Source organism: Argonema galeatum A003/A1 (genome assembly GCF_023333595.1).
Classification (GTDB): Bacteria; Cyanobacteriota; Cyanobacteriia; order Cyanobacteriales; family Aerosakkonemataceae; genus Argonema; species Argonema galeatum.
The window spans coordinates 279,225-304,355 of sequence record NZ_JAIQZM010000001.1 but is presented as its reverse complement, the minus strand read 5'-3'; the positions used below and the strand labels follow the sequence as shown (position 1 = coordinate 304,355).

The 25,131-nt window shown below is 42.3% G+C and carries 31 protein-coding genes; 5 read left to right on the top strand and 26 right to left on the bottom strand.

What is annotated here, in order from left to right; translation table 11 throughout:
* Window positions 1-14: 14 nt before the first annotated feature.
* The 6 genes from rpsR to LAY41_RS01490 form a co-directional block, all read right to left on the bottom strand.
* Window positions 15-230, bottom strand: a complete 216-nt coding sequence (rpsR, locus tag LAY41_RS01515; protein ID WP_249070639.1) for a 30S ribosomal protein S18 — start codon at window positions 228-230, stop codon at window positions 15-17.
* A 388-nt stretch (window positions 231-618) separates the two neighbouring features.
* Window positions 619-807, bottom strand: coding sequence for a 50S ribosomal protein L33 (gene rpmG / locus LAY41_RS01510; protein ID WP_249070638.1), 189 nt, complete (start codon window positions 805-807; stop codon window positions 619-621).
* Window positions 808-1,461: 654 nt separating this feature from the next.
* The gene (locus LAY41_RS01505) at window positions 1,462-3,006 is read right to left on the bottom strand and encodes a GH3 family acyl-acid amido synthetase (protein ID WP_249093342.1); all 1,545 of its coding nucleotides are present in this window, start codon (window positions 3,004-3,006) and stop codon (window positions 1,462-1,464) included.
* On the bottom strand, window positions 3,006-3,566 hold the full coding sequence (locus LAY41_RS01500) for an acyltransferase (RefSeq protein WP_249093340.1): 561 nt from the start codon (window positions 3,564-3,566) through the stop codon (window positions 3,006-3,008). The genes LAY41_RS01505 and LAY41_RS01500 overlap by 1 nt, the downstream gene beginning before the upstream one ends.
* A 44-nt stretch (window positions 3,567-3,610) precedes the next feature.
* Window positions 3,611-4,357, bottom strand: a complete 747-nt coding sequence (locus LAY41_RS01495) for a sterol desaturase family protein (RefSeq protein ID WP_249093337.1) — start codon at window positions 4,355-4,357, stop codon at window positions 3,611-3,613.
* A gap of 9 nt (window positions 4,358-4,366) precedes the next feature.
* Window positions 4,367-5,431: an aromatic ring-hydroxylating dioxygenase subunit alpha gene (locus LAY41_RS01490; RefSeq protein WP_249093335.1), complete on the bottom strand. Its 1,065-nt coding sequence runs from the start codon at window positions 5,429-5,431 to the stop codon at window positions 4,367-4,369.
* A 104-nt stretch (window positions 5,432-5,535) separates the two neighbouring features.
* Here LAY41_RS01490 and LAY41_RS01485 point away from each other — a divergent pair, with 104 nt between their 5' ends.
* Entirely contained in the window at window positions 5,536-5,754 is a 219-nt protein-coding gene (locus LAY41_RS01485; protein WP_249093332.1) for a hypothetical protein, read from the top strand.
* Window positions 5,754-6,167, top strand: coding sequence for a type II toxin-antitoxin system VapC family toxin (locus LAY41_RS01480; RefSeq protein ID WP_249093329.1), 414 nt, complete (start codon window positions 5,754-5,756; stop codon window positions 6,165-6,167). The genes LAY41_RS01485 and LAY41_RS01480 overlap by 1 nt, the downstream gene beginning before the upstream one ends.
* 253 nt (window positions 6,168-6,420) lie before the next feature.
* Here LAY41_RS01480 and LAY41_RS01475 read toward each other — a convergent pair whose 3' ends face one another.
* The 14 genes from LAY41_RS01475 to LAY41_RS01410 all read right to left on the bottom strand — a co-directional run bounded on the left by LAY41_RS01475 (window position 6,421) and on the right by LAY41_RS01410 (window position 18,551).
* A complete protein-coding gene (locus LAY41_RS01475) occupies window positions 6,421-7,161 on the bottom strand; it encodes a hypothetical protein (RefSeq protein ID WP_249093327.1) in 741 nt (246 codons plus the stop codon).
* 88 nt (window positions 7,162-7,249) lie between these two features.
* Window positions 7,250-7,534, bottom strand: a complete 285-nt coding sequence (locus LAY41_RS01470; protein WP_249093324.1) for a 2Fe-2S iron-sulfur cluster-binding protein — start codon at window positions 7,532-7,534, stop codon at window positions 7,250-7,252.
* Window positions 7,527-8,711 (bottom strand): P-aminobenzoate N-oxygenase AurF, encoded by a 1,185-nt coding sequence (locus LAY41_RS01465; RefSeq protein ID WP_249093322.1) that lies wholly within the window; start codon window positions 8,709-8,711, stop codon window positions 7,527-7,529. The genes LAY41_RS01470 and LAY41_RS01465 overlap by 8 nt, the downstream gene beginning before the upstream one ends.
* Before the next feature lie 9 nt (window positions 8,712-8,720).
* Window positions 8,721-9,644, bottom strand: a complete 924-nt coding sequence (locus tag LAY41_RS01460; RefSeq protein WP_249093320.1) for a ferritin-like domain-containing protein — start codon at window positions 9,642-9,644, stop codon at window positions 8,721-8,723.
* 1 nt (window position 9,645) lies between these two features.
* Window positions 9,646-10,701 (bottom strand): aromatic ring-hydroxylating dioxygenase subunit alpha, encoded by a 1,056-nt coding sequence (locus LAY41_RS01455; RefSeq protein ID WP_249093318.1) that lies wholly within the window; start codon window positions 10,699-10,701, stop codon window positions 9,646-9,648.
* Between the two features lie 5 nt (window positions 10,702-10,706).
* The gene (locus tag LAY41_RS01450) at window positions 10,707-11,447 is read right to left on the bottom strand and encodes a hypothetical protein (protein WP_249093316.1); all 741 of its coding nucleotides are present in this window, start codon (window positions 11,445-11,447) and stop codon (window positions 10,707-10,709) included.
* A gap of 51 nt (window positions 11,448-11,498) precedes the next feature.
* Window positions 11,499-12,527 carry an aromatic ring-hydroxylating oxygenase subunit alpha gene (locus tag LAY41_RS01445; RefSeq protein ID WP_249093314.1) on the bottom strand — a complete coding sequence of 343 codons (1,029 nt, stop codon included), beginning with the start codon at window positions 12,525-12,527 and terminating at the stop codon, window positions 11,499-11,501.
* A 13-nt stretch (window positions 12,528-12,540) separates the two neighbouring features.
* Window positions 12,541-12,963, bottom strand: a complete 423-nt coding sequence (locus tag LAY41_RS01440) for an Mpo1-like protein (protein ID WP_249093312.1) — start codon at window positions 12,961-12,963, stop codon at window positions 12,541-12,543.
* Window positions 12,964-12,974: 11 nt separating this feature from the next.
* Window positions 12,975-14,684: an N-acyl-D-amino-acid deacylase family protein gene (locus LAY41_RS01435; protein ID WP_249093309.1), complete on the bottom strand. Its 1,710-nt coding sequence runs from the start codon at window positions 14,682-14,684 to the stop codon at window positions 12,975-12,977.
* Between the two features lie 82 nt (window positions 14,685-14,766).
* Window positions 14,767-15,156, bottom strand: coding sequence for a hypothetical protein (locus tag LAY41_RS01430; RefSeq protein ID WP_249093307.1), 390 nt, complete (start codon window positions 15,154-15,156; stop codon window positions 14,767-14,769).
* A 68-nt stretch (window positions 15,157-15,224) separates the two neighbouring features.
* Window positions 15,225-16,097 (bottom strand): hypothetical protein, encoded by an 873-nt coding sequence (locus LAY41_RS01425; RefSeq protein WP_249093305.1) that lies wholly within the window; start codon window positions 16,095-16,097, stop codon window positions 15,225-15,227.
* A gap of 17 nt (window positions 16,098-16,114) precedes the next feature.
* Window positions 16,115-16,522 carry a deaminase domain-containing protein gene (locus LAY41_RS32725; protein ID WP_249094035.1) on the bottom strand — a complete coding sequence of 136 codons (408 nt, stop codon included), beginning with the start codon at window positions 16,520-16,522 and terminating at the stop codon, window positions 16,115-16,117.
* A 92-nt stretch (window positions 16,523-16,614) separates the two neighbouring features.
* Complete coding sequence (locus LAY41_RS01415; protein ID WP_249093303.1) at window positions 16,615-17,904, bottom strand: glycosyltransferase family 2 protein; 1,290 nt, start codon at window positions 17,902-17,904, stop codon at window positions 16,615-16,617.
* An 8-nt stretch (window positions 17,905-17,912) separates the two neighbouring features.
* Window positions 17,913-18,551: a YybH family protein gene (locus LAY41_RS01410; RefSeq protein WP_249093300.1), complete on the bottom strand. Its 639-nt coding sequence runs from the start codon at window positions 18,549-18,551 to the stop codon at window positions 17,913-17,915.
* 66 nt (window positions 18,552-18,617) lie between these two features.
* Here LAY41_RS01410 and LAY41_RS01405 point away from each other — a divergent pair, with 66 nt between their 5' ends.
* Entirely contained in the window at window positions 18,618-18,818 is a 201-nt protein-coding gene (locus tag LAY41_RS01405; RefSeq protein WP_249093296.1) for a hypothetical protein, read from the top strand.
* A 228-nt stretch (window positions 18,819-19,046) separates the two neighbouring features.
* Here LAY41_RS01405 and LAY41_RS01400 read toward each other — a convergent pair whose 3' ends face one another.
* Complete coding sequence (locus tag LAY41_RS01400) at window positions 19,047-19,622, bottom strand: DUF4360 domain-containing protein (protein WP_249093294.1); 576 nt, start codon at window positions 19,620-19,622, stop codon at window positions 19,047-19,049.
* A 425-nt stretch (window positions 19,623-20,047) separates the two neighbouring features.
* Between LAY41_RS01400 and LAY41_RS01395 the strand changes: the two genes are divergently transcribed.
* Window positions 20,048-20,326 carry a class I SAM-dependent methyltransferase gene (locus LAY41_RS01395; protein ID WP_249093292.1) on the top strand — a complete coding sequence of 93 codons (279 nt, stop codon included), beginning with the start codon at window positions 20,048-20,050 and terminating at the stop codon, window positions 20,324-20,326.
* Window positions 20,327-20,402: 76 nt separating this feature from the next.
* A complete protein-coding gene (locus LAY41_RS01390) occupies window positions 20,403-21,188 on the top strand; it encodes a calcium-binding protein (protein WP_249093289.1) in 786 nt (261 codons plus the stop codon).
* A gap of 55 nt (window positions 21,189-21,243) precedes the next feature.
* On the opposite strand, the gene LAY41_RS01385 is transcribed toward LAY41_RS01390, so the two are convergent.
* From LAY41_RS01385 to LAY41_RS01365, 5 genes are all read right to left on the bottom strand, one after another.
* The gene (locus LAY41_RS01385) at window positions 21,244-22,035 is read right to left on the bottom strand and encodes an NAD(P)/FAD-dependent oxidoreductase (protein WP_249093288.1); all 792 of its coding nucleotides are present in this window, start codon (window positions 22,033-22,035) and stop codon (window positions 21,244-21,246) included.
* 154 nt (window positions 22,036-22,189) lie between these two features.
* The gene (locus LAY41_RS01380; protein WP_249093286.1) at window positions 22,190-22,432 is read right to left on the bottom strand and encodes a hypothetical protein; all 243 of its coding nucleotides are present in this window, start codon (window positions 22,430-22,432) and stop codon (window positions 22,190-22,192) included.
* Window positions 22,433-22,445: 13 nt separating this feature from the next.
* On the bottom strand, window positions 22,446-23,111 hold the full coding sequence (locus tag LAY41_RS01375; RefSeq protein WP_249093283.1) for a cytochrome c oxidase subunit 3: 666 nt from the start codon (window positions 23,109-23,111) through the stop codon (window positions 22,446-22,448).
* Between the two features lie 83 nt (window positions 23,112-23,194).
* Window positions 23,195-24,856 carry a cytochrome c oxidase subunit I gene (locus tag LAY41_RS01370; protein WP_249093280.1) on the bottom strand — a complete coding sequence of 554 codons (1,662 nt, stop codon included), beginning with the start codon at window positions 24,854-24,856 and terminating at the stop codon, window positions 23,195-23,197.
* Window positions 24,857-24,863: 7 nt separating this feature from the next.
* A complete protein-coding gene (locus LAY41_RS01365; protein WP_249093277.1) occupies window positions 24,864-25,097 on the bottom strand; it encodes a cytochrome c oxidase subunit II in 234 nt (77 codons plus the stop codon).
* Window positions 25,098-25,131 lie beyond the last annotated feature (34 nt).

Sequence of the window (25,131 nt, the reverse complement as noted above, 5' to 3'; positions counted from 1 at the left end):
AATCCAAAATCTGCTTACCCTTCTTGGTTAATAAAGGGTAACAACGCCACTATGCGAGCCCGCTTAATGGCTATGGTCAGGTCTCTTTGTTGTTTAGCCGTCAAACCCGTGATCCGGCGCGGCAAAATCTTGCCCCGCTCCGTAATAAATTTGCGTAACAGATCGACATCCTTGTAGTCGATGGGATCGGTTGGCTTAATTGGGGAAAGGCGGCGACGATAGTAAGTCATTTTTAGTTATCCTTTGTCATTTGTCATACCTGTTGGCATTACAGGATTTCGGCTACCGACATTGTTCTTTCCAGACCCGCCTCGGTGAGGCGTTTAATTTGGGGATTACTCCCCCTCGGATTTCTCCGGTAAAGTTAGCTTCGACAATGTTAGTGGTCGGTACTATTCTCTTAGGCACTGTCTCCCAAATGACTGTTTAACCTTTGAGTTTTAGAGCTACGGACTAGCTACGCATCCGTAGGTAAGAACTTGAACACTTGCCACTAACGTAGGCATTGCTGCCTGAGTCTGGTCAATTAGGGCTATCTTTCAAGCCCCCGCTACATCGGTAATCCGATGCTTCGGTGGGTTGTTGACTTACTACTGACCCATGACCAATGACTGATGACTATTTGATTTCCTTGTGAACGGTCTGTTTGTTACAGTGACGGCAGAACTTTTTCAGTTCTAGTCTCGCCGTCGTATTGCGACGGTTCTTTTGCGTGGTGTAACGAGAAACGCCATTCGATCGTTTGGCTGGGTTAGTGCGACACTCGGTACATTCCAATGTCACAACAATGCGAACGCCTTTAGCCATAATTTTGCAAGCCGTACAGTCTGGGCAGAATTAAACACAAATATCTATCATTTCACATAATGGGTCGCTTCAGCAACTAATCGCTTAATTTTTTTTAGGGGCAGAGGGGCAGAGGGGCAGAGGGGCAGAGGGGCTAGGGGCAGAGGGGCAGAGGGGCAGAGGGGCAGAGGGCGGCTAGCCGTGATTTTGAACACAGATTCATCTATCCGTGCATCCGCAGGGCAATCGCATCTAAGCAAGGGGGACTCATGAGTGCGCTCGACAAGTGAGGCGACATATAGCAAAGTGCTGAGTGCAACGTCCGCCGTGCTGAGTAAAAACACAGTCGCTTCCTTGCTTTGAGCGATCGATACTGTCCTAACATATCTGACTGTGGCTATAGTGGTTGCTTTTCGATCCAGCAGTATGGTATTGTGTAATAATTAATAATTTACTTTAAGATTTATTTAAAAAATTTACAATATTTTTATTACAAATAGAATAGCCCACAAAATTAGCGCCGTCAAGGACTGCGATCGCACCCAGGGCAATCGCCACAATGTCAATAAGCCCCAAATATTGTTAAGAGGGATGGTGGAAGCTGGAGAACTATATTTGCAGCAAGTTCCGGTTGAAGTGGAATTAAAAATTGCTTCTTCTTGGGCTTGAGTTTACTCAATTATTTGACTGGAGCCGAAATTTAAGTTCAGAAAAAAGTGCAGCGTTAATAGGCGATGTTGCGAGGATGGGATGCTTAATACCACCCCAAATGCTGCCCGATCGAACATGGTACAAAGCTAATAATTCAGGAATTTTAGGGGAAATAAAAACCTGTGGGGGTGCAAGTTGATCGAGTAATCTCGCACGGTGGTACTGAGTTGATTCTGACAAAGCAATATCTAGATGTTGAGCAAGGATTTCTGGGGTTTCTTTAGCTCGATCGAGTAACAGAATATAGTGAGGTGGATTGGCAACGGGAACTAAACTTTTAAAACTGGCTTCTTGAAGATTCAAGCGATCTAAAATATGACGTACAAAGCTTTCTTGTAGCTTTTCGCCAACTAAATCACTGATGGCTTCATGTCGTCCCAAAAACTCTAAACAAGGGGTGTGGCGATACATTCCGATCGCCAGAACTCGATCGCCAATTCGATAACGATACAACCCTCCTTTCTGCGACAAAATAATGGTATAAACCTGTCCGATACTGAGTTCGTGTAACCCGTGCAAGGAACCCCTATCGTCTTCAAACTCGAAAAAGACTTCATCCAGCACCGGAACATACCCGTTAGCTTCTATCAACGGAATCGTCATCGGAGCTTCAGTTGCTAGCAAACCTTTACCCTGAACCAGTACATCGGGAAATTGCGATCGCAACCCTTTAGCCCCATCTGCGGCATTGGCAGCATCCCAACAGGAAATTAGCTTTAAATTAGACCAAAGTTGCGTCCAAGGAATCTGAGGTTCAGCAAGGATTTGAAGGCGTTCATCTGATATTTTTCGCTGTAATTCTTCTCGCAATAATTCTTTATTTTCCTGAATGTAGTTTAAATGTATTTGTAAAAAACTGGGACTCCAAATAGAAACAATTTCAAGTTTTTCAGCCTGCAATAATGCCAGAGAAAGCTGATGTTTAAAGCTTTGGGCATTGTGCAGGTGTTCAAGTTTTTCTGGCATCACCAACCAAGGACGCAACAACCAGCGCAACCAAGCATCCAAGTAATCTAAGTCATCTTGCAAAGACAGGGAATTTTCTGGTTTGGAATTAGGGGAATTTAATTGTGGCGAAATACAAGCATAGAGCTTTCCCGTTGAAAATTTAGGGCCATTTTGGATTAAGTCGTGCGCCCATACACAGAACATTTGGTTGAACGATTTTCGGAGCGATCGCGTGTAAGGAATCCATTTAACAGCACCGCTACTTCCAGAGGTTTTTTCATAAAACAAAATCGGTTCTGGTGTAAGTGGAATTCGCTTACGTTTAGAATTTTGTTCTCCTAAAATACAAGGTTCAAGCTGGTCATAATCAACGATTGGGACACGCTGCCAATCTTCTACAGATTGAATCCCCAAGGATTTACCATACTCACTTTGAATGAGACGATCGCAAATATCTTGCTGGACTAATTCTTGTGTCGAGCGAGGGTTATTCAATGCTCGATTGAATCGCTGGGCAGTTGGTGCAAGTAGTTGCCCAAATAGTTGAATTAACTGACGCATTATCTCACCTTTTGATTGGGATAAAAGTTAGTGGCGACAGTGATATAAATGCCATCATCAATTACCACACCAGGAGCCAAATGCGAGCCTGCCCCTACAAAAACATCATTCCCAATTTTTACTTTTTTGACGTACAACATTAAGTCTTGCTTGCGAGGTTTAATAACGTGAGAATAAATGCCAACCCGATGTCCAATTACAACGCGATCGCCAATTTCCAACAAACCGCGATCGGCAATTTCTAGCCCTGGTGTCCAGTATACATTTCGCCCTACCTTCGCACCCCACAAACGCAACCAAACAGAAAATACTCCCGGAATCAGCCGCAGCACCGCCTCTAAAGCTGGAATCGCAATATAAATAACCTGAATTTGATGGCTACCCCACCAAGAATTGTACTCCTTTCCACGTAAATAACTAATGCCCTCTCGAAGCGGATATATCCACTGATGCAATCGATAAACTAACACTGGTAGTCCGTAAAGAGAAAACAATACAGCCAAAGCGCTGAGGATGCTGGGTGAATGCGCGAAGTAGATTAGCGAGCCACCGGTTAGCACTAAAACTATAGCAGGAAAGAACAAAAGAATTGTACTCAGGAATGTCATGAAAAGGGTAATAAAAGTTTTTGAATGAAAGTTAATGAGGTTGTGGTTCCGATTTCGGTTGGCAATTCACTTTCTTCATAATAAGTTCCATGCAACCTATCCCAAAGTTTCAGATTGGCACCGTAATTGCAATTAGGAAACTGGCTAGAATGATGCCATGAGTGATCCTGGGGCATAATCAACCAAGGAGATAAATAACGGTAAAGCCAACTATTTGAGGGAAAGATTAATTGGCTGTGTCGCCATAAATCCAGGGCAGAAGTTAAGCTAACTCCTAAAAGATAGCCTGTTGGCTCGGCTAGCAGGTACAGAAACAAGCTATGAACCCACAGGTAAACAATTAGAAAGCTTGCCCAAATGGTGTTACGAGATGTTCCCAAAACATCCAAATGAGTAACAGTATGATGCACTTGATGGATGTTCCATAAAAAAGCCGAATGCAACAAGCGATGATTCCAATAATAAAGATAATCAACTGCAACGAAACTGAGAAGAAAGGTAAAAATTGGATACCCATGCAGATATCCTTGCGACATCGGTAGCCAGTGACGATAAAGTTGATAAATTATCGTTGCTTGCAGGAGGGGGATTAGCATTCCTTGAACAAACAGTCCAGCGCTATCTAATAACCAATCTTCAAGACATTTTGCTTTGAGTTGAGTTCGAGCAGATTTATCGAAGATAGTCCATCCTACCAATCCGATAAAAGCTAAAAAAACTAAAATTTGTACAAGGATTTGCATAGTAAAACATTATACAAAAAATGTTACTTGAACGGATTGATTAGGGAGTTGTCGCGGATCTTTTCCAGATGCGATCGCATCTCGAATAGACTCTACAAACACATGAATCGTATCAGCAGGAGTGTTATAAAATTGGGTTCCGTATTTGGCGATCGCTTCCCCCTGAATGCCCAATATTTTCACATCCTGCTGGATAATATGTTGTGCTGTCCATCGGACAAACGGACGCGCTAGTTTATTCCAAATGCCATAGTTATAAGTAACATCCGTGTAAACTAGCGTTGAATTTTCGGTTTCGGGAATAGATTGGCTTGTAATGAACAAATGGCGGTTATTTCCCATCTTGTATTCTACGCAGGTAATATTCGGCATATAAAAGCGATCGCTATGTTTAATTTCAGCACCCTGCCGATTCAGAAAACGACTATACCATCCTAAATTACTGGTTTCGTTATCATACTCCACTAAAACCGAACCATTTTTCCGTTCTACACTCATTTCTAGCTTTTGTTGGCGGGAGTTGCGGAAAACGCCTGGATGAACAAAAGCAGTATGGGGAATATCTATAAAGTTTTCTACACAATTTGTAACATTATTAGGAAAACGATTAATGACTCGTAATGTTTCCCATCCTAGCTCTTTATAGTAAGGCATGGCAAAGGGATTAAAATCTTCGTTAGGATTGTCAGCTAACCGAATATAAACATAACCATCCTGTTCTTTTGTTGCATAACATTTGGCTTGACGCTGTTGGGATGGTTTAAATGAATTTCCTTCGGAAGGAACAGCAATAACATTACCGCTTTGATTGTATATCCAGCCATGATAAGGGCATTGCAATGCGCCGTTACAAACCTTTCCTGCGGATAAGCGACTGCTGCGATGCAAACAGCGATCGCGCAATGCCACAGCTTGTCCATCTTCTCCTCGAAAGATTGCCAGCCATTCTCCTAAGAGCGATCGGGCCAACACCGTGTTAGGCTGTAACTGGTCGCTCAGTGCGACAATGTACCAGAAATCTTCAAATTGCATGGTGTATAGTGGGGAGTGGGGAGTGGGGAGTGATGATGGCATCTATAATTATGACAATCTCTCAAGCAAACCTTGCTGAATCTACCGCATCTCAGGAGCGCCAATTTACAATTAAAGGTGAGATACACTCACACGGGAGAATTATAATGACATTGCAAGAATTGCAAAAGCAGGCATTGCAGTTACCAATTAGCGATCGCTGGCAATTAATGCAAACTCTGTTGGAGTCGCTACAGCGAGAAAGTAGTTCCAGATTGAAAAAGGGAAACTTATCTCGACTGCGAGGAATTGCAAAAAGTACAGAAATGTCGAGTGAAGATATTGAAGCGGATTATATCAACTATCTCGATCGGAAATATCAGTGATGCGAGTTTTAATCGATACAAATGTTGTTATTGATTTTTTACAAGAGCGAGAGCCTTTTATAGAAGATGCAGCAAAACTGTTTGACAAAATTGATGCTGGTGAAATTGAGGGGTTTATTGCAGCCACAACGATTACTAACATCTATTACATTGTCCGAAAAGCAGCAGGTGCGATCGCTGCTCAAGATGCAATTGCACAAATTCTGACAGACTTACATATTTGTGCGGTCGATAGAGGAATTTTAGAACAAGCGATCGCATTGAATTTTCAAGATTTTGAGGATGCAGTACAGTGTGCTTGTGGAATAGCACATGGTGTAGACGCGATCGTCACTCGTGACACTTCTGGATTTGTCAACGCGGGAATTTCAGTAATTGCACCTGGGGAGTTAGAAAATATTACTGGTGAGTAAATGAAGCGATCGGGCCAAAACTGTGTTAGGTTGTAATTGGTCGCTCAATGCGACAATGTACCAGAAATCTTCAAATTGCATCGCTAGAGCATCGGTCAAGTAATCAAAATTATTGGCAGGGGCGAAGCATTCGGGCTGTAATCTGTCGCTGAAACCCTAGATTTTCTGCCTGAATGCTTCGCCCCTACACGCTAAAAACGCCCCACTGAAGATTACTTGACCGGCGTTCTAGGAGTCTCAGCTGCAACCATCCCTATTTGTTGGGAAACACGCGCCGATCTACCTGCAAACAAAATGTGTTCCAGTCTGTTAGGAAAAATTCAGCATTCTGGGCATTATGATTAATTAATAAAACCCCGTCTTCTCGTTGAGGATTGTGGGTAGCAATTACCTCATCACGCCTAGATCCGTCTATTAAGCCTATATATTCTGAACCATATTTAGTTTTAATTTTTCCCTGTTTAAATAGGATAATTTCTACTTGAAAATTATAAGATGCGCTTAACTGATACTCACCTTTTTTATCATCATATATGTGTATAGTTAAATCTGAGCGAGAGTCATATTTAGCCTGAGATATCTCTTGAGCATACAACGACCGCAATTGGTCGTTATGCAGTTGATATGTAAACTCAGCAACTTTATTGGCGACAGCTACCGCGTCATTTAATGTTAAATAGTTATACGCTAGAAAACTAGGGAAATTATCTAGAGTTCGGTTTTTCCAGTCAAACTGTTTCGATTCAAATAGTTGAATTAGTGTTTGAAATTCCTCTTTTGTGAAGAGAACTGTATTTTCGTACTTACCGCTATTCAAAACATCGAACGCAAATTGCCATTTGTACTTGGCTGAACTATGTCTAGGTCTTAGGTGTAAATAAAGTAGGTTGCGTTGCTGAATGCTGTATAATCCTGGGAAATCATTACAAAATGATACTCGTTTGTCGAGCGTAGCAGGGCGTTTCTTAGTACTATTTTTATTGGCAGTCATCATTGTTAATATCTCCTCAGTTACTTTGAGCTTCTTTCGCTACAGCGCTCATTCCATTATAAACCCTTATAGACCGGATATTCAGTCATTTTTAAAATCGGCAAATCTCTACATTAGTTGTGAGGTCAAGCTGACAGGCTAATCGAGCATTCGGAACATTAGGAGCTAAGGTATCCAACATCTCCTGTTCATCGGCTTTAGCAGCAGGAATATCGCCAATCGCCTCAACTAAGCAAGTTCCGCAAAGTCCAGTCCTACAGCCAAACAAAACAGGTGAATTCTTAATAGTTAGATGTTCGGATAAATTTTCATGGATTTGCACACTAATAGGCGGATAATCAGTGCCAGGAAAGGATATTTTATACAAATCAGACATGGCATAAATCCTCTGTATGTTGCTGTTCAAAGCGTTGAAAGGCACTTTGTTGAGTTGCCAAATATTGCGAAATTGAATTAGATGCCATCAGTGACATTTCTCGATTGCGTGGCCACAAATAATCGAGTTTTTCAAGATACACTTTATAAGATTCCATTGCTTCCTGATGAGTTAAATAACTGCGGTGTAATCCCTCTGACTCCTGGGTAAAACAGCGCCGCATCATCTCTTTAGTATCTTTGTCGGTTAGAGCGAAAAGAGGCGATCGCAACACACGATAAATCTTTCCATACAGCGCTGGATCGTACCAAAAAATCCCATTAATTGCGGCAGAAAAGTGAAAATGATCCCGTTGACATCCCCATAACCCTAAATTCGCCACTAACTTTTCAAAAGCTGTTGGTGGTGCAAGGCAAGTGACAACTTCGTGAGATACAATTGTAGAACTATTAAAATGAAAGCTTTCATCTAAAAAGTGATAGTAAGAAACTTTAGCGGGAATTGGTGCTAAGTCTTGATGGGGATGTTTTTGGTAATAGTTGCTGAGTTTGTGCTGGATTAATTTACCATTTAACGTCCGCACTCCTCTGACTGTAAAATACTGACAAGCCAAAAAAGTATTATTCGCCGAAATTAACCCAAAGTATTGAAGTTGAATCTTTTTCCACCAAGTTTTTAACTGATTAGTATCAGCATAAACCATTGTTTCTGTAAAAGGGGTTCGCATGGGGTAGGTGAAAATAAGTTCTCCAAACAAAGCTTGCTCAACTTGTTTAGCAATGGTGCGAAATGCGTTAATATGGGCACGTTCTTGAGAAGATTCTAGATCCAATGTATCGCAAATTAAGCGGAAATCTTCATGGGCGTAAAGTCCTGTGGCGCTGGTTTGATTGAAAAAGATCGTGGCAATTTCAGCAGAGACAATCTGCGAATAGTAGGCTACCCAATAAAGCTGATTCAAAATCACGCGCTGATGTTGGCTGGATTGATCCCATAAAGGCGTACCATAAAGTAAAGAAAATTCTTCGGGATTCCAATACTCATTTTTACAATCTTCATAGCAAAACTTTTCCACTGCTGCCTCCATTAAAGCCGTATGGTCTTGCTGTTTGTTGCGTTTATAATTAATTTGCAACTTGCGATAAATTGTGGGACGATCTGATAGTTGATTTTTCATATCAAAGGTTTAAATTGGGTTGACACAGTGATGAGCAGGTAAAGGTACAAAAGCACCTCGCTCCTCTAAAGCTTGGACGATCGCATCTGCTGATTTTCCCCGCATGAGCGATCGCAACAATTGTAACCTTTTCCCGCTATGGGTTTCGGTATCCAACTCTTCTAGGATTTGAATTTTTTGCGATCGCGAAAGATGTCCCTTCACCTGCGCGATCGGGGCTAGCACGTTCTGCGGGCCAACTTGTACCATCATGAGAAACCTTGTCAACAATTCGATAATTAATGTTTGACTAGATTTTGAAATAGGAATTTCCTCAAACAATAAACTTCCCGTAGCATGATGGCGTGCCTCTGCGTCCAAAAAACTCGAAAAAACCTCTGCCAGCACTCGATCGCGGCATTCCTTTGCTAGTCGGCGGTAATGGGTTAAACCCCATCCTTCTAACACCACTTGTAGCACAAACAACAATACGGTTTTATCCGTACTTTCAACGACTTCTGCTAATAAACTGAGAAAGGGATCGTGATTACCTATTATAGAAATTTCGGGCAAAAAACAACTAATTTGGCTTAAGTGGGTTGCTTCATCCGCCGCAAACAATCCGTAGAGCATTCGCTCCTCCACAGTTTCTGCTAACAATACCATCTTTGCCATATAACCAACGCCTGCATTCTCAATGTAATACGCTTCTTCTAATAAACTGCGATTCGCAAGTAGAAGAATAGCAGACTGTTCATCATGTCTCGCTTCTTGAAAAATTTTAACTCGCTCCAGGTTGAAAAATTTAGCATCCCAATAATGGGAATTTAAGCTTGCTATACGACTTCCTTGATTCGGCAAGGCTGCCGTCAAAACCCGCCTTAATCGGTCATTAGGGCTTACATGAGGCAAGTTTAATCCAGCAATTTGATATTCTGACAAAGTGTGAGTCATCCTATGGTACTAAAGAGGTCGGTGGATAGGTGCGATCGCTATTTTCTACATTCTCAACAACATCCCAAGTTTCCCAAGTAAGAGCCTTCTGGCGGTTAACGTGCTGGATAAATTCAAGAATTGAGCGATCGGCTTTTGTCGGAGTTTTAATGTCAAATTTAATCGTCTGAAAAACTTGTGTATCCCCCTTGGAAAAGTAATTACCAACCTGCTGCGTTAACCATAGTAACCCCCGGTTAATTCCCCATCCCAAACATCCCGATCGCTTAGGTGTAATTATAATCGTTTGTCCCTCAGTTTTACCACCTTCAATCATCCGTAATGCAAATACAATATAGAAGTGCAAAAAATCGGGGCCAAGCGTTACTGTTCCCGTGCTGCCATACCAATAACACATACTATAAGTAACTTCATTTTGGTATAGAGGGCGAATCAAATTAATTAACCGAGAATTATCACCTCCCTTTGTCGTGTTGCTAAAAGTAATCGCATTAGGATTCAGTTCTTGTGATTCAAAGACAATCTCTAAAGGCAGATTGTGAACTGTATTGAAATGGTGAGCATCGATCGCATTAATCAACAGCACATTAGGATGACAATTTTTAATAAACCGAATGCCTAAACTATAATCGCAATCTACCTGTTCTAGTTCCGGTACAAAAGGTAGCAAATCGGGCTTTTCTTTTCCCACCCAAACCCAAATTAGACCATACTGTTCCGCAGTTTCCCAAGTTTTGATACAGACAGATAAAGGTTTTTCCAATGAAGGAATGTCTACGCAAATTCCCTCAGCATCATACTTCCAATTATGGAAAAAACAGCGAATTCCATCCCCCTCTACCTTTCCTTCTGCTAGATGAGCCCCCATGTGCGGACAATAGGCATCAATCGCGATCGCCTGACCGCTAATACCCCGATAAATGGCTAAGTTTCTACCCAAAAGCGTTACAGCTTTCACCTTACCAACTTTTAATTCTTTAGAGGGTAGTGCCCAGTACCATCCCTCAATAAATTGCGTTGAATTATTAAAGGTCGAGTGTGGCTTGTTAGGAGACATAAAATTTAAATTAAAACAGAGTCTTGCACAAATTCTAGCGCTGATTCCGCTTCCCACATCCGTTGTCCGGCATCGGTCAGATTTTCATAACAAATTTCCGTCAAACAAACTAATTCATCGCCGAACCGATAACCAGGATTTTTGGTTGTAAAAAAATGAATATGGGGGTTAGTCTGTCGCCCTTTGGGAATTTCAATTAATCCATCCCGAAGAATTTGGGGAGACTTAAAACGGACAATTCCGGTTGGTTTATCGTAGCGATCGCCATAATATTCTTGTGCCAAACTTACCATCAGATTTTCAATCAGGACAGGCGTATCTTTATTGTAGCGGGGATAGAACTCTTTCCAAAAGGTGGGCAGAAAGCGATAGGTACGAAAGCCAGAGCAAATCAGCAGCCAGTATAGTTGATTTTCGGCATATTGTTGACGAAGATAATTAACTGCGGCAATCCAGGTACGAGGAAGTGCTACACTTGACCATGCACTTGGATCGACGATTGTATCGCCTGAATAAACAACACTAATTTTCTGGTCTGAAAAACTCGTCTGACAAAACATTAAAGTTGAAAATCCTTTCAAAATATTGGAGGTTTCATCTTTTAATAATAACACCCAGTTTTTACGGTCGAGATCAGTCTGGAAAGCCTGCCATGTTATGCCTTGAAAATGACTTTCCAGCAGGGCATACATCGCAGTGCGATCGCTTGGATGTAGCTTTGTAAGAGGAATCAGCAAACTCTTCATTATTTGGAACCAACTTGGTTTTCAAGGATGTCCTTTCAGTCTACTCTACTTTTATATGGGTTGAAACGGTTCATCCTGAGAATTGATGACCTCCCGCGACCATCGAGACGCTTCAAGTTGATTGACGTATTGCATATATTGAACTAATGGTCGATCGATACTGAGAATTACCTGCGGATTAAAGCGAATATTATCATAAATTTTGCCGTCCTCATCTCTGAGCATATAGTACGCCAAACGAGTACAAAATAGTAAAAACTGTCCGATCCAATACCCGATTATTCCTTTGCGTTTTTCAGTCACATAAATTGGTTGAATTCGCGTTTTTCCAGGGGCTATGGGAGTGTAGGCATAGATCATATAAAGTGAAGGAAATAACCGTACATTTTTCATCATCGTTAGCAAGCCAATGCAGCCGTGAGCATAACGCATAGAATACTCATAGCTAGTCCCTAAAAATCGTTTACCTAAGCGTTCGCGAAGCGTTGTTTGGGGAAATTCCCCCCGCATTGTAAAGTCAATTTGTGTCCCTAATTCATTTCTATTTAAAGATAGCTCCATTTTGATATCTAGATGATGAATAGTTCTTAAATGTTGAGCATCAATCCCATTCATCATGCAGATGTGATGGTGGCAACTTCTTTCAAAGGCAGTATCGGCTTGGCTGACAATTTTTTTGCCCTTCAGTTCGTCAAATTCAACAACTCCTTCCGGTGCTTTAGCATCAGGATAAATCCAAATAAAGCCGTATTTATCCTCAGTTGCGTAAGCTGGTAATTTAGCTTGATCTGGAATTTCCGATTGACAAGGAATGTTTTGACAAGATCCTGTTTCATCAAATGCCCAATGATGAAAAGCACAGCGAATCCAATTTCCATCAACTTGCCCGATTCCTAAATCTGTTCCCAGATGAGGGCAATAGGCATCTAGAGCACGGACTTTTCCATCTTCGCCCCGAAAAATGACAATTTTTTGAGCGCAAACCTCTACAGATTTTGCTTTTCCCTGAGATAAGGCTTGACTAGGACAGGCAATATACCAACCTTTATTAATAATATTCCAGTTGTTAAAAATCTGCATGGAAAACCTTTATTTACAAGCGGGTTACATCTAATTTTAACTGATATTGCCGTAAAATTTCTTGGCGTTGGCGGATATCCTCTCCATATTTACCGGATATAACCCTGAATAGCATTCTACCTAAACAAAAAGAAGCTCGCCAAGAGAAGACAGCATCCTGTAAATCAATATGGCTTCGTTCAAATAAAAAATGCCCAGTTAGTCCGATTAACTGCGTGAGTGGCAAGCCTAAGATTAACCATAAATTTTGAGATTTCCAAATGGCAAAAAGTAAGCCGTAAAAGAAGAGTATACCTATAACATGAAGGGCGATATTGAGGGGGTGCTGGTGTTTGAAAACAAAAATATCCCAGTAGCATGTAAACGGATGAGCGAGAATTTTATCGTTAATTTTATTTTTTGAGTTTTGGTAAAAGTTAGGATTGATTTGATTCATAAACTGTTTGATTAAAAACATGGAGATAACACAGTTCCCAGACGTTCTTGACCTAATATCCTGCTAATTTGACCTCGACAAACCACCTGCACTCCATTAATATAAACTGCTTCCACAATTTCTTCCGATCCGCGTTTAACCATGCGGGGTTCGCCATCTAAAATTGGATCTGAGATTTCCACTTGGGTACTAATAGGCTGGTTGAGATATTGAGGATTGAGTAAAACGAGATCTGCCCGCACACCAATTTTGAGAACGCCTGTATCCAGCTTAAACCAATTAGCGGCTTCTCCCGTAACGCGAGCGATCGCAATTTCTGGGGCCAGAAACTTCGTTGCCACCGCTTGCTTGAGCAAAGATAACGCCCCATCATAGTAGCCCAGGTTACGCACATGAGCGCCAGCATCCGTAAAACCGGGCAAAATATAGGGGTGCTGCATGAGTGCTAAACGGGGTTCTAAGCGATCGTTAGCACCAGTTGCTACCCAACGCAGATCCGTGTCGTACTTCTGCAACGCATCAATAAAGAAATCTATGGGTTCCTGTTGTTTTTGAGCGGCAACTTCAGCAAAACTTAATCCCTGCCAACTCGTTTCAGGACAGCGCACGATTTCCATTAAATCTAACTGACGATGGAAAGACTTGCGCCAATTATTCAGCCATTCCTGGCGAAATTGGCGGCGAAAAGTTTCCGAATCCCATAACTGTTGCCTTTCTTGTCGCGACTCGCAGCTATTCAGTTGTGCGCCTGTGGGGAATTCTTCAAATAAAGGAGTGACGGAACCATCAGAATAAATCGTGAAGGGTTCGGTTAAGGTTTGAAAGCGAACATTACCCTTAAGAATGTGATTCCAAAAATAGAGGAGGGGGGAAAAGATGCGCCACAATTTGCGATCGTGGACGGCATCCAGTGCTGATAAAACGGTCAATCTTAAGGGTTTTTGTCCAATGCCTGAACCCATGCGAAGAATATCTAGAAAAGAGGCAAGCCGTTGTAAATTGGGAGTCACTTGAAAAACTAAATCCCGTTCGCGACAAAGATTGGCTAGCATGGCATATTCTTTCAGTTTTGCGTGTTGTGATGGAATTGTGCAACCGCGCCATTCTCCACTCATTCGATGCCAAGGAAACATATCAATTGAAATGCCAATAAATCCTGCATCTAAAGCATCGGCGGCAATTTGCTGCATGGTTTTGAGTTCGGTTTCTGAGGGTTGAACTGTTAAGCTACGTTCCAATCCCATCAGATGAGCGCGTAAGGGACTATGCCCAAATAGGGGTGCAACATTGGCACCAAGTGGTAATTGTTGTAAATGTTTTAAATATTCTGCGGGTGTTTGCCAAGAAACCGATTGTTTTAACCATTTCTCAATCATTCGATGGGAAAGGGTTTCGACTCTTTGAAAAATATCTGCCAGCATTTGGGGTTTACCAACTGCAACAGACAAACTGCAATTACCAATTACAACGCTGGTAACACCATGACGCACCGATTCGCTCAATCCCGGTGCAATTTCTAACTCTAAATCGTAGTGGGTGTGAATATCAATAAATCCTGGTGTCACCCACAAGCCGGAAGCATCTACAACTTGATGAGCATTGGAGGTAAGAGAGGATGCGATCGCCACAATCTTACCATTTTTAATACCAATATCTCCCCGCATAGGCGCAGATCCTAAACCATCGAAAATTAACCCGTTTTGAATCAGCAAATCTAACATGATTTTTAGTTAATTTTTCAATATTTATGCTGACTAAAGGGGCATTTACTCAAAGGTGTGCCCATTAATATATAAACATAAATTAATAAGGCTCAAACCTGCTGCTATCATAGTAAAAAGTAAAAAATGTGCCGTCTTCAACTATGAGCCCAAGAATGATATCTAAAGTTTCTAAGAAGTAGGGACTACCAGATTCATTATCAGTGCTGATGACAGGTTTATCTAATATGGCAATAACAATTGCTGGTTGATTCTTGTGGGGAAACTTTCTATTTTTTAAGTGTTCCTTCCATTTCACGATTTGTCCAACTTCCAAAGATTCTTTTTTGAGAAAACTTTTACAAACTGATTTGATCTGGGCAATATATTCCTCTCCATAGTTATTTTGTTCCTCTTCATTAACATCTTTATCGCGCTCTTTTTCGTTAAGATTTTTCATTATTTCCGCTATAATATCTTCTGGCTTACTCATTACAGTCCTTCCTTTAACTAAAAATAGTTTCAACGCTATCTTTATATATACTTGCAGTGTTACTTAGATTAACTTGCCCACTTATCAAGTCTAACATCCAATGGTATCGTGTTTAAAGAATCCTCAAAGTTGTTAGGGAAAGTTCGCAGCTTTGACTTCTGTCTACTGGTAGAATCTGTCAAGATAATCTTCCACATGGCAGAGCTAATTTCCTTCAATTTATTCATCTGACAAAAACCCTTATTTTTTTCAGTCCCCAATTTATCTAGCGAGTAGATAGAACTGGGAGGAATTAGATACCAACTTGCTGGTACAACCTCTAGTAGCCACCAATTGAATAATTCACGTCGTCCGTGGGAACCGGGGAAGATTGCATAGCCCTCTAAACAATTCTCTAATATATCTAGTAATGATTCTAAGGATTGATTGTAATCCAAAGTTTTAATCGCACTCAGATAAACATCTAATGCTTCAAATATTATTTGAAAATTTCCCACGTTTTTATTTGTATAATCAATTTGAATCCCATCTACTAGATCATTAAATTCTTCCTCTCTTAGAGCATTAGAAAACTTTCTTTTAGAATCCAGCATCTTTTCAATATTTTCTAGGAGCCAGAGTTCTATCTTACTAATAGTTTTTTGTGGAATCAAGTTTAATGGTTGATAATATTGAACTGTTGGTTCTACAACTGAAGCTAGTATCAGCGCCATCCAAACATAACGAATGTGGCTCAGTGTTTGGTTGTTACTCTGAAACAGAAACATTTCCAAAATTTCATCTAAAGCATCTTGAAGTGAAGCTGCATCCTCTTCTTCTGGTTCATAGAGTTCTTCATAATGTTGCTGCCATACCCTACTTAGCGTACCTTGGATGGATTCAGGCAATTGGCGCAACAAGGACAACCTTTTTTCTGTAACACTGCTGTATTCCAAAGTCATAACTAATTTCTTCCTCTTTAAGATTCGGGTGGATACGGGTAATCCCAGAAAACTTCTATCTTTATGTGCGGGAACTTCTCCTCAAACTGTCTCAAAATGCTATTACAACTTTCACATGGCTGTAACTCAGTATACAGGTAGAGTTGGCCTTCTACTTCAAGATCATAGAACATCTCAAGAGTATCAGCAATTTGTGACAAAACTTTGTACTCAGCATCAGTATCCATGATACGCTGGGTTCGAGAATCAATAGCTGGCTCGAATTGTCCTCCTGCTGACTTCGGCTTGGGTATTTCCCTAATTGGACTTTTGTTGCCACCTCTAGATGTTGCTGCTGCACAAAAGGCTACACCTCCCTTAACCTGTAGCTCAGCAAGTGCGACATTTCCTCTGCGGACTGGTTTCTTGAGGTACTGCTGTCGGATTAAAACAGCATTAGCTTGTAAGTCCTCTTTTCTCAGAACTTTAGCTCCTCAAAAAACTATATTTATAAAGCTAGCATCATTCTTTGTTTCCTTCAAGGCTTTCGCCCATAATGCTCGGTTTTAACCCACTCCGATCGCCCCTCTTTCACACACATCCTTAAAGTTATTAAAATCATCACTGGAATCCAATGCACCATGTAAACAGAACCTTGAATCGTTGCCCAAATTAATCGCCATCCTCGTAAATCTTGAAATTGGTAAACTCCGACCATGAAACTAACGGTAAGCAGAAAACCGAGTAAAGTTTGGAGTGGAAAGATAACGGAATGATGGCTATAAAAAATTGTCCAGAGTAGGTCAGGTATGAGTCCAATCGGTAGAATAAATTGCAATATTAAAAACAACAACAAGTCAATTTCTTTTGACCAGCCTAAAGTTAAAAATTGAGGGAAGTAATCTAGGTGACGTTGATAGCCACCTTCAGCCCAACGACAGTGTTGATGCCAAAGATTTTTCCAGGTAGCGACTCCTTCTTCCTCAACTGCTGGCAGGGTGACAAATTCAATTTCTGTACCGATTAAATAAAGCTTGAAAGTCAGATCCAAATCGTCTGTTACAGTATCTTCGCTCCAACCCTTAAACTGTTCTAGTAGTTCTCGTCGCACTAACATTCCATTACCCCGGAGTTCAGTTATTCCGGTAACAGCAATGCGATGAGTTTGCAGAAAAGCATCGCAATTCATTTCCATCTGCTGGCAACGAGTTAGGAAATTGGTATCAGCATTAGAAATGCTTTTTCGTACCTGCACTGCACCGATCGCACTCTGCTGAAATAAAGGTACTGTTTGCTGTAGGAAATCGGCAGGAAGTTGAGCATCGGCATCGCAAACTAGGATAATCTCTCCCTGTGTGAAGGGAAAAACCGCATTCAGCGCCCCTGATTTACCTCCTTTTGATTCTCGCCGATGAACTTGTAACCTGGGAAATTGAGTTTGTAATTCGCTTAAAATCTGGGGAGTTTCATCGGTACTACCATCATCAATTACCCAGATATCTAAATGAGTAGTGGGATAGTTAAAGTGAAATAGGTTATTAACTAAATCAGTTAATACTGCACTTTCATTTTTAGCGGGAACCAGAATCGAAACTTTCGGCAAATCGACATCGCGCTCAATCTTTGGAGAAGTGGGTTTTGCTATCAGCATCCGTACTGTTTGAATAGTCAGGACTGCCGTTAATCCCACCATGAACCATTGCGTCTGGGGTTGCCAGTGAAGTAAACTCACGATACCCCAGACCAATAGAACTACCAATGCTGCCTTGATACGGCGATCGCCATGAACACGGACATCATGACTTGACGGATAAATACTAATTCCCACTGTATTAGCTACACCCTTTCTGTTGGTTGCTTACGCCTGCGATGCCATAGCAGCATCCCGACTGCCCCCAGGAGTAGACCTCCCACCCCTGCTGCTAGTGTCATAGCACGACCCGCTTGCTGGGCACCGTTCAGTACCGGGTTATTCAGTAGGTTGGAAGAAAAATGCAGCGATTGAATTGTCCATTGGCTTTGGAACTTTTGCATCACGGCTGTCCACCGCATTGCCATATTAGCCGCATTACCGTCTTTGAAAGAGAAGGTTGCGATCGCATCTCCGTAGGAAACCGCAGTCTCCGGCGAGAGAAACCTTCTGAGACTATCCACCTTCAAAGTCATTTTAATGTCTTGGATTGAACTGGAGAACTGCTGATTCCAGTATTTCTCAAAGTCTTGCACCTTATGAAAAACCCGGTTATCCACCGTTGTAATCGTGAAGGTGGGATGTAAGCTTCGCTCAATTTTGGAAAAATCACGAGTGTTGATAGCTTGCAGGGCCATCTCCCGCGTGCGAATAATCGCATTGATGTCCTGTTGGTTAACATCTGCCCAAGCGCATTGAGGCACATTCCAAATTGCCAGCACTAGCAAAATGCTCCAAAGTATCTGCCAACATCGGTATCCGCTTGTCGGTTTTTGTTTCGTCATGTACGTTCCGGGAGATTTCGTAAAAATAAGCGGAACATTGTCTATAGCCCTACCCAATCAGAGAGGATGCCAGCACTACTGATTCCTCCCAAACTCCTTAGTCTGTTGCTAGACAATCGCTCCCCCCAAAGACTATCATACGACGATCGCGATCGGCCGCGTGAGGTACGCGATCGGGTTCGCCAATGGTTGAAAAATCGGGAATACAGGTTACAGGATGCTGTCACCAACGCTCAAGAATTGATTGAAATCCAGCGCTGTCTGTGAGGACAGTCGTGGCAATTTTGAGCAGAGGCATAAAAATGTTATTTTTTGAACAAAAGCATAATAACTCCGAAAGAGCCGATTATCTCGTCCACCCAGCAGCTCAACACGTCAGTGCAGCGGACGCACAAGAGCCCTATACACATAAATAATATTTTGTCAAGCAAAAATTAGATGCGATCGCCCTGCCCTCATACAGAACCAGGGGCATATAGCCCCTGATTTCTTCGATTAGCGACAGGAACGATATTTGATGTGATAAACCAAACCACGGTGAGCGAGGTCGAAGGAGTCAACGGTCGCCATCCCGGAACCACTGGCGGTCATCGCCGCATTCACCCGCATATTTACACTGTCACCACAACGCGACCAAACATTAGCTACGGTCGCTAAGCTATCTCGAACGTTATAGTTAGTTTCGCCCCTAAAAGTCCGAGAAAAAACTGGGCCACGGTTACCGGCGAAAAAGTATTCTGCTCGTAAGTTCCCACTGGTTCCAGGCGAAACATAGCCCCGATAATCAGCATCGTAGAGAGAAATTTGATAGCCTTGAGGTAATTTGATCGGAATACTCAAATTACAGCTTTTCCGTCTTTCTGCTGGGACATTCCCCAGGGCTGTAAACTTATCAAATAGAATGGTTAGCTCTTGACCGTCGGGGCTAACGCTCACGCTGGCGGATAGATTGGGGCAACCGCTACCACCATAGCTTGCGCCTAAAATTTCTACTTTGCCATCAGCAAAGGCGGGGCTAATCAAAGTAGTAATTAATGTTGTTGCCGCCAGAAATGCTTTAACAAACTTCATGGATGTTCTCCTTAATGAATTAACTTTTATGTAAAAGTAACCCTGAATAATAAGCAAAATTTAGGCAAGGGTTTTTCAACTTTCCGAGCCAAATTATTCACTTTAAATTTCCAAAGTGAGGAAACATAAGATGAGGAGCTAAATTACAATACCTAGATCATTACTTTTTCGACTATCGGAATTGAGCGAAAAAGATTTATTTTTGGCTTATACTTGACAAGATTCATGCCTGTTAAACAAAGTTCCGGAAGATTCGATGCCAAATGCGATCGGATAAAATAAGCTATAATCCGATCGCTGCTAGACTAGCGATCGCACTCCCGTAGTCGCACAGGTGTCTCGGACACACAAAAAAGCAGTATGCAGAAAGAATTATTCAACTGGGGTCAAAGGCGAACCTGATAAATTCCTTGCACAAACAGGCTATGAAAAACTTAAAACAAGCCATCATTGAGTGTTCTGGCCCTGACCTGGAACAACGAAAACATTGGTATTCGCCCGCAGCAGAGGCTTACAACCAAGTCAGACCCTGCTATCCTGATGAACTGATCGATCGGGTTTTTGAAGTCGCGAAACTCTCGTCCAACTCAACCATTCTGGAAGTGGGATGTGGCCCAGCAACAGCAACCACTTCCTTTGCCGCTCACGCCCAAATCTCCATCGATCGCCACAAAGTACAAATTTGTCAGCGCTTCGTTGGCTAGAGCAATCAAATATCCTCTTCCTTACAAATTCATAGTCAATGTTAGGAAGTTTTAATTAAATTAAGGAGTTTCAACAATGGCAATAGGCCCAAGCCCTGATGGCTTTTCTTATCTTTTAGATGATACTGACAATACTTTGACCCTTTCTCCAGGTTTTCTTGCCCCTTATCCAGGCGGACTGATTGCATTAGGAGGAAATGATAGAATTAGAGGCTCATCGGACGCAGAGATTATTTACGCCAATACAGGTGAAGATACCCTGAATGGTGGAAGCGGCAACGACACCTTATTTGGCGGTAAAGATAGGGACTTTATATATGGGGAAGATGGGGATGACTTTCTAAACGGGAACATAGGTCAAGATTTTGTAGAAGGTGGGAATGGAAATGATTTTATTCGAGGTGGTAAAGATGAAGATCTTCTAGTTAGTGGAAACGGCAACGATACCCTCATCGGCGATATGGGAGTTGATGCGTTAGCTGGAAATGCAGGCAGCGACTTATTTGTACTCAGAACGGATACGGCTACATCTGACCAATTTGGTGCAGATATAATTCTGGACTTTGATAAGTTTAGCGATCGCATTGCCGTAACTGGGACACTGACAGAAGCGGATTTGATACTTCAAAGCATTAATCAACCAATTCAAGAACTTTTAAGTCAGCAGGGATATAATCTGCGTCCTACAGAGTTGAGATTAACAACATTGCTCCTAACCGGAGCAGATATCGATCCAAATGGTGATGGCATTGCCAGCGGCACTCAAATAAAAATTGCAGCAACGGGAGAATTCCTGGGCTATGCTTTGAATGTAACGCCAGCCGACCTCAGCGGCCATTTTGTAAACGTGCCTGTGATTTAATCTTCGACATAAATTCTCACCTTTAAAAGTCGCATAGTCAGCTTTGAAGATGCCGTCAGGATTTCTGGTCTTTATTGTCATCACTTAGCATATTGAGCAATTTTTTTGCAACTATAGCGCCGACGACTACTCCACCAACCACTTGAGCAATCTTGACAGCTTGCTTTACCCCATCACCAGAATTGAGATGTTCGTGGAATATCTCATCTTTTAGCCAGTCTGTAGTGACTTTGAAGTTATGAACCGGAGTTGGCAATAGCTCTATATAAGTGCCTTGGCGAATCAAATGACCCACTTCGCCCGTAACTTCAAAAACGTCAAAAATGTTAGCGGCACTGTTTTCTAAGCCTAGTTTTAGGAGGGTTCCGCGTAGGTTAACCCGATCTGGTTTTGGCTCATGTCCTAATGCGATCGCTTTCAAATTATGCGAGATCGCAGCTCCTTGCTGATAGGCTACTTCGGCAGTGGGAGGCAGAGGTTTAGTATCATTGTGTTGTTCAGAGGAATTAGATATTAGCTCTTTATGCAGCTCTAAATGCTCGTAGTCACGGCCCTCAGCCGTTGATGATTGCACATCCACCGCACAATCACCACCCGCAAAAACTTCTGGAAAATCGGGTAACTGCAAAGTGGGAGTAACGTGAACGCGACCATCTTTATCACGGTGTTCGTCGGGAATCAGCAAGTTTTTAATCAGTGGATGTGTAGCAGTTCCACTTGTCCAAATAGTGGTGGATGCTGATAGTATCTCAGACTTTCCATCGCGCTTATATTCAACTGAGTCTCGACGAATAGCCGTCGCTTCTGCTCCTGCGATTAACTCCACTGGTACGGCGCGTTTTTCCAATTCCTGCTCGGCAGTTTCTGTTGGAATTGTTGGTTAAATTTTTACCGCAGATGTAGACAGATGGACGCAGATGAACGCAGATAAGAGGGGTAATTTTTTTAGGCAACTGATGCGTAAGGACATGATATTACTCGGAGCAGTACCGCAAGTTCTGCTATCTAATTAAAAAGAAACCAATTAATCCAAAGCTGAGAAAGATAGCGAGAAGGATAGCGTGTTCAACTCTGGGGCTAAAAATCTTGACAGCAATCACTAAGCCAACCGCCAGAAGGACAACGCCAACATCCACAGCGATCGCCCCGTGTCGATCGATCAATGGATCTTTTTGGACTGATTCAGCCGAAGTGAGAAAGTAAATTGTGATGATTGCTGGTAATTTTTGAGTTGGCAAATTCATAAAAAACCTCTTTCTAGGGTGGCCAGAGATAGATCGGCGAGAATAGGACAACCCAAATCACGTCAACAAAGTGCCAGAACAAAGTAGTTGCACTGACACCAAAGTGACCATTGTTGTAGTTGCCCCGAAGAAAGGAACGAAAAAACATGAGCAACTGCAAGAGAATGCCGGTAAAAACGTGCAGCCCGTGGAAGCCTGTCAGCAGGTAAAATGTACCACCCATCAGCCCGGTAGTCAGCCGGAAGTTAAGGTTACTCCACTCAATTCCCTGACCAACTAAGAAGTAAATTCCCATCCCAGAACTCAAAGCCCAAAGCCAGCGAAATCTAATAATTTTATGGTGCTTGAGGGCGTTTTCTGCGGCTTGAATAACGAAGCTACTTGAAAGCAGTACCACAGTATTAATAATAATAAATTTAGACAATTCCGGTCTTTTGATACCAGGCGTAATCCAGTTGTAATCGGTCAATCGTAGAGCAATATAGGTGAAGAAAAAGCTAAGAAAAACTAGGCTTTCCGACAGCAAAAATACGGTAACGCCGAACATCCCTTTACCATGATGATCGTGAGCGATGCCGCCACCAATTGGTAAGAACCTTTGTAACCAATTCGGGAGGGATTGTACTAAGCGATCGAAACGGATCGGGCTTTCATCTATGTGATGTGTAGGATTTGGCATAACTCCGATGATTTTGGATTTTGGATTTTGGATTTTGGATTTTGGATTGAGGAAAACCGTCAATTCCTCCCCTCTCGCCTTATCTATTCTTGAGTAGCGGCGGCCTCTGGTATCGTTTTAGAGTTGTAGTTATAAGGCGGCTCATTGACAACAGGAATTTGCTCAAAGTTCTCCCTCGGTGGTGGCGAAGAAGTCTTCCACTCCAACCCTGTAGCGTGCCAGGGATTGTCGGATACTTTTTTACCCAATAGCAAAGAACCGACCATATTGGCAATAAAGGGCAGCGTAGACATCCCCAACAAAAACCCCCCCAAGCTAGCAATAATATTCCATCCTTGGAACTGCGTATCGTAAGAGGAAACGCGGCGCACCATGCCTTGTAAACCCAGTGGGTGCATGGGGAAGAAAGTGAGATTAGCACCGATAAAAGTTAAAAAGAAATGCACTTTTCCCCAGCCTTCGGCGTACATCCGCCCGGTTATTTTTGGGAACCAGAAGTAAATCGCCGCAAAGATTGCCATCGTTATTGTATTGTGGACGACGTAGTGGAAGTGATCTACCACAAAGTAGGTATTGTTGACATGAATATCAAACGGCACTGAACTAAGCATGATGCCAGTAATTCCACCGAAAACAAACATCACCACACCTCCCAAGGCAAATAACATGGGGGTTAAAAGGTGCAATCTGCCATTCCAAACGGTAGCAGTCCACGCAAATACTTTGACACCAGTAGGTAGAGCAACCAACATTGAGGAAACCATGAAGAGTATCCGCATCCAATTGGGTGTAGCACTGGCAAACATATGGTGTACCCAGACGAAGATGCTGACTAAACCAATCCCGAAGGAGGCGATCGCAACCGATCGATAGCCAAACAAAGGATTGCGAGAAAAGGCGGGGAGAATTTCCGAAAAAATGCCTCTAGCAGGCAGCGCCATCACGTAAACTGCCGGATGGGAGTAGAACCAAAATAGGTGCTGATAGATGATTGGGTCGCCATTTTCTAGGGGTTTGAAGAAATTTGTGCCAAAAGTGAGGTCAAAAAATAACAGTACGATCGCACCCGTCAGGGAAGGTAGGCAAATTAGTTGCAACAACTGGGCGCTGAGAACTGTCCAAACGAAAATCGGCATCCGAAAAAACGTCATCCCCGATGCCCGCATCCAAACAATTGTGGTAATAAAGTTGACTCCCCCCATAATCGAGGAGATACCCAGTAGCATTACACTTAGTATCCAAATTGACTTGCCGTTGATGGGATAACCAGTTGGGTTTTGGAGGCTGATTGGTGGGTAAGACCACCAGCCAGCTTGTGCGGGTCTGCCTTGTACTAAAAAGCTTGATAGTAGCAAGATACCTGCTGGGGGAATTATCCAAAAAGCGATCGCATTCAGAACTGGAAACGCCATGTCTTTTGCGCCAATCATCAACGGCACTAAGTAGTTGGCAAGACCAGCATTGAATGGGATAATCCACAGGAAAATCATCACTGTACCGTGCAAGGTGAATAAGCCATTATATAAAGAGCGATCGACCAAATCTGATTCGGGAGTAAGCAGTTCGCCCCGAATAATCATCGCCAACAGCCCGCCAATCAAAAAGAAAATAAAGGTCGTCACCATGTACTGAACACCGATAACTTTATGGTCGGTGCTAAAGCTGAAATATTCCTGCCAGTTGGTATCAGGTTCGCTGTTGCGATTTTCCGATTCTTCAGTAATTTGGATAGAGTTATTTGTCATATATTTTTTATTTAGGGGTAGCAGCTTGAGAAAGCCATTGACTATAAGCTTCACTTGAATCAACATATACATCCGCCACCATCAAAGCAAAGTCGGTGCCACTGAATTGGGAATCACGCAGGTGATATTTGCCGATTAGGGTGGGTGTTAATACAAGGTTAATGTTGCGGTTGGGGATGATATCTTGCTTTAACCTGAATTCAGGGACATAAAAGCCGTGGATCGCGTCTTCGGAATGCAAATTTAAGCGGGTACGTTCATTTACTCTCAGGTGT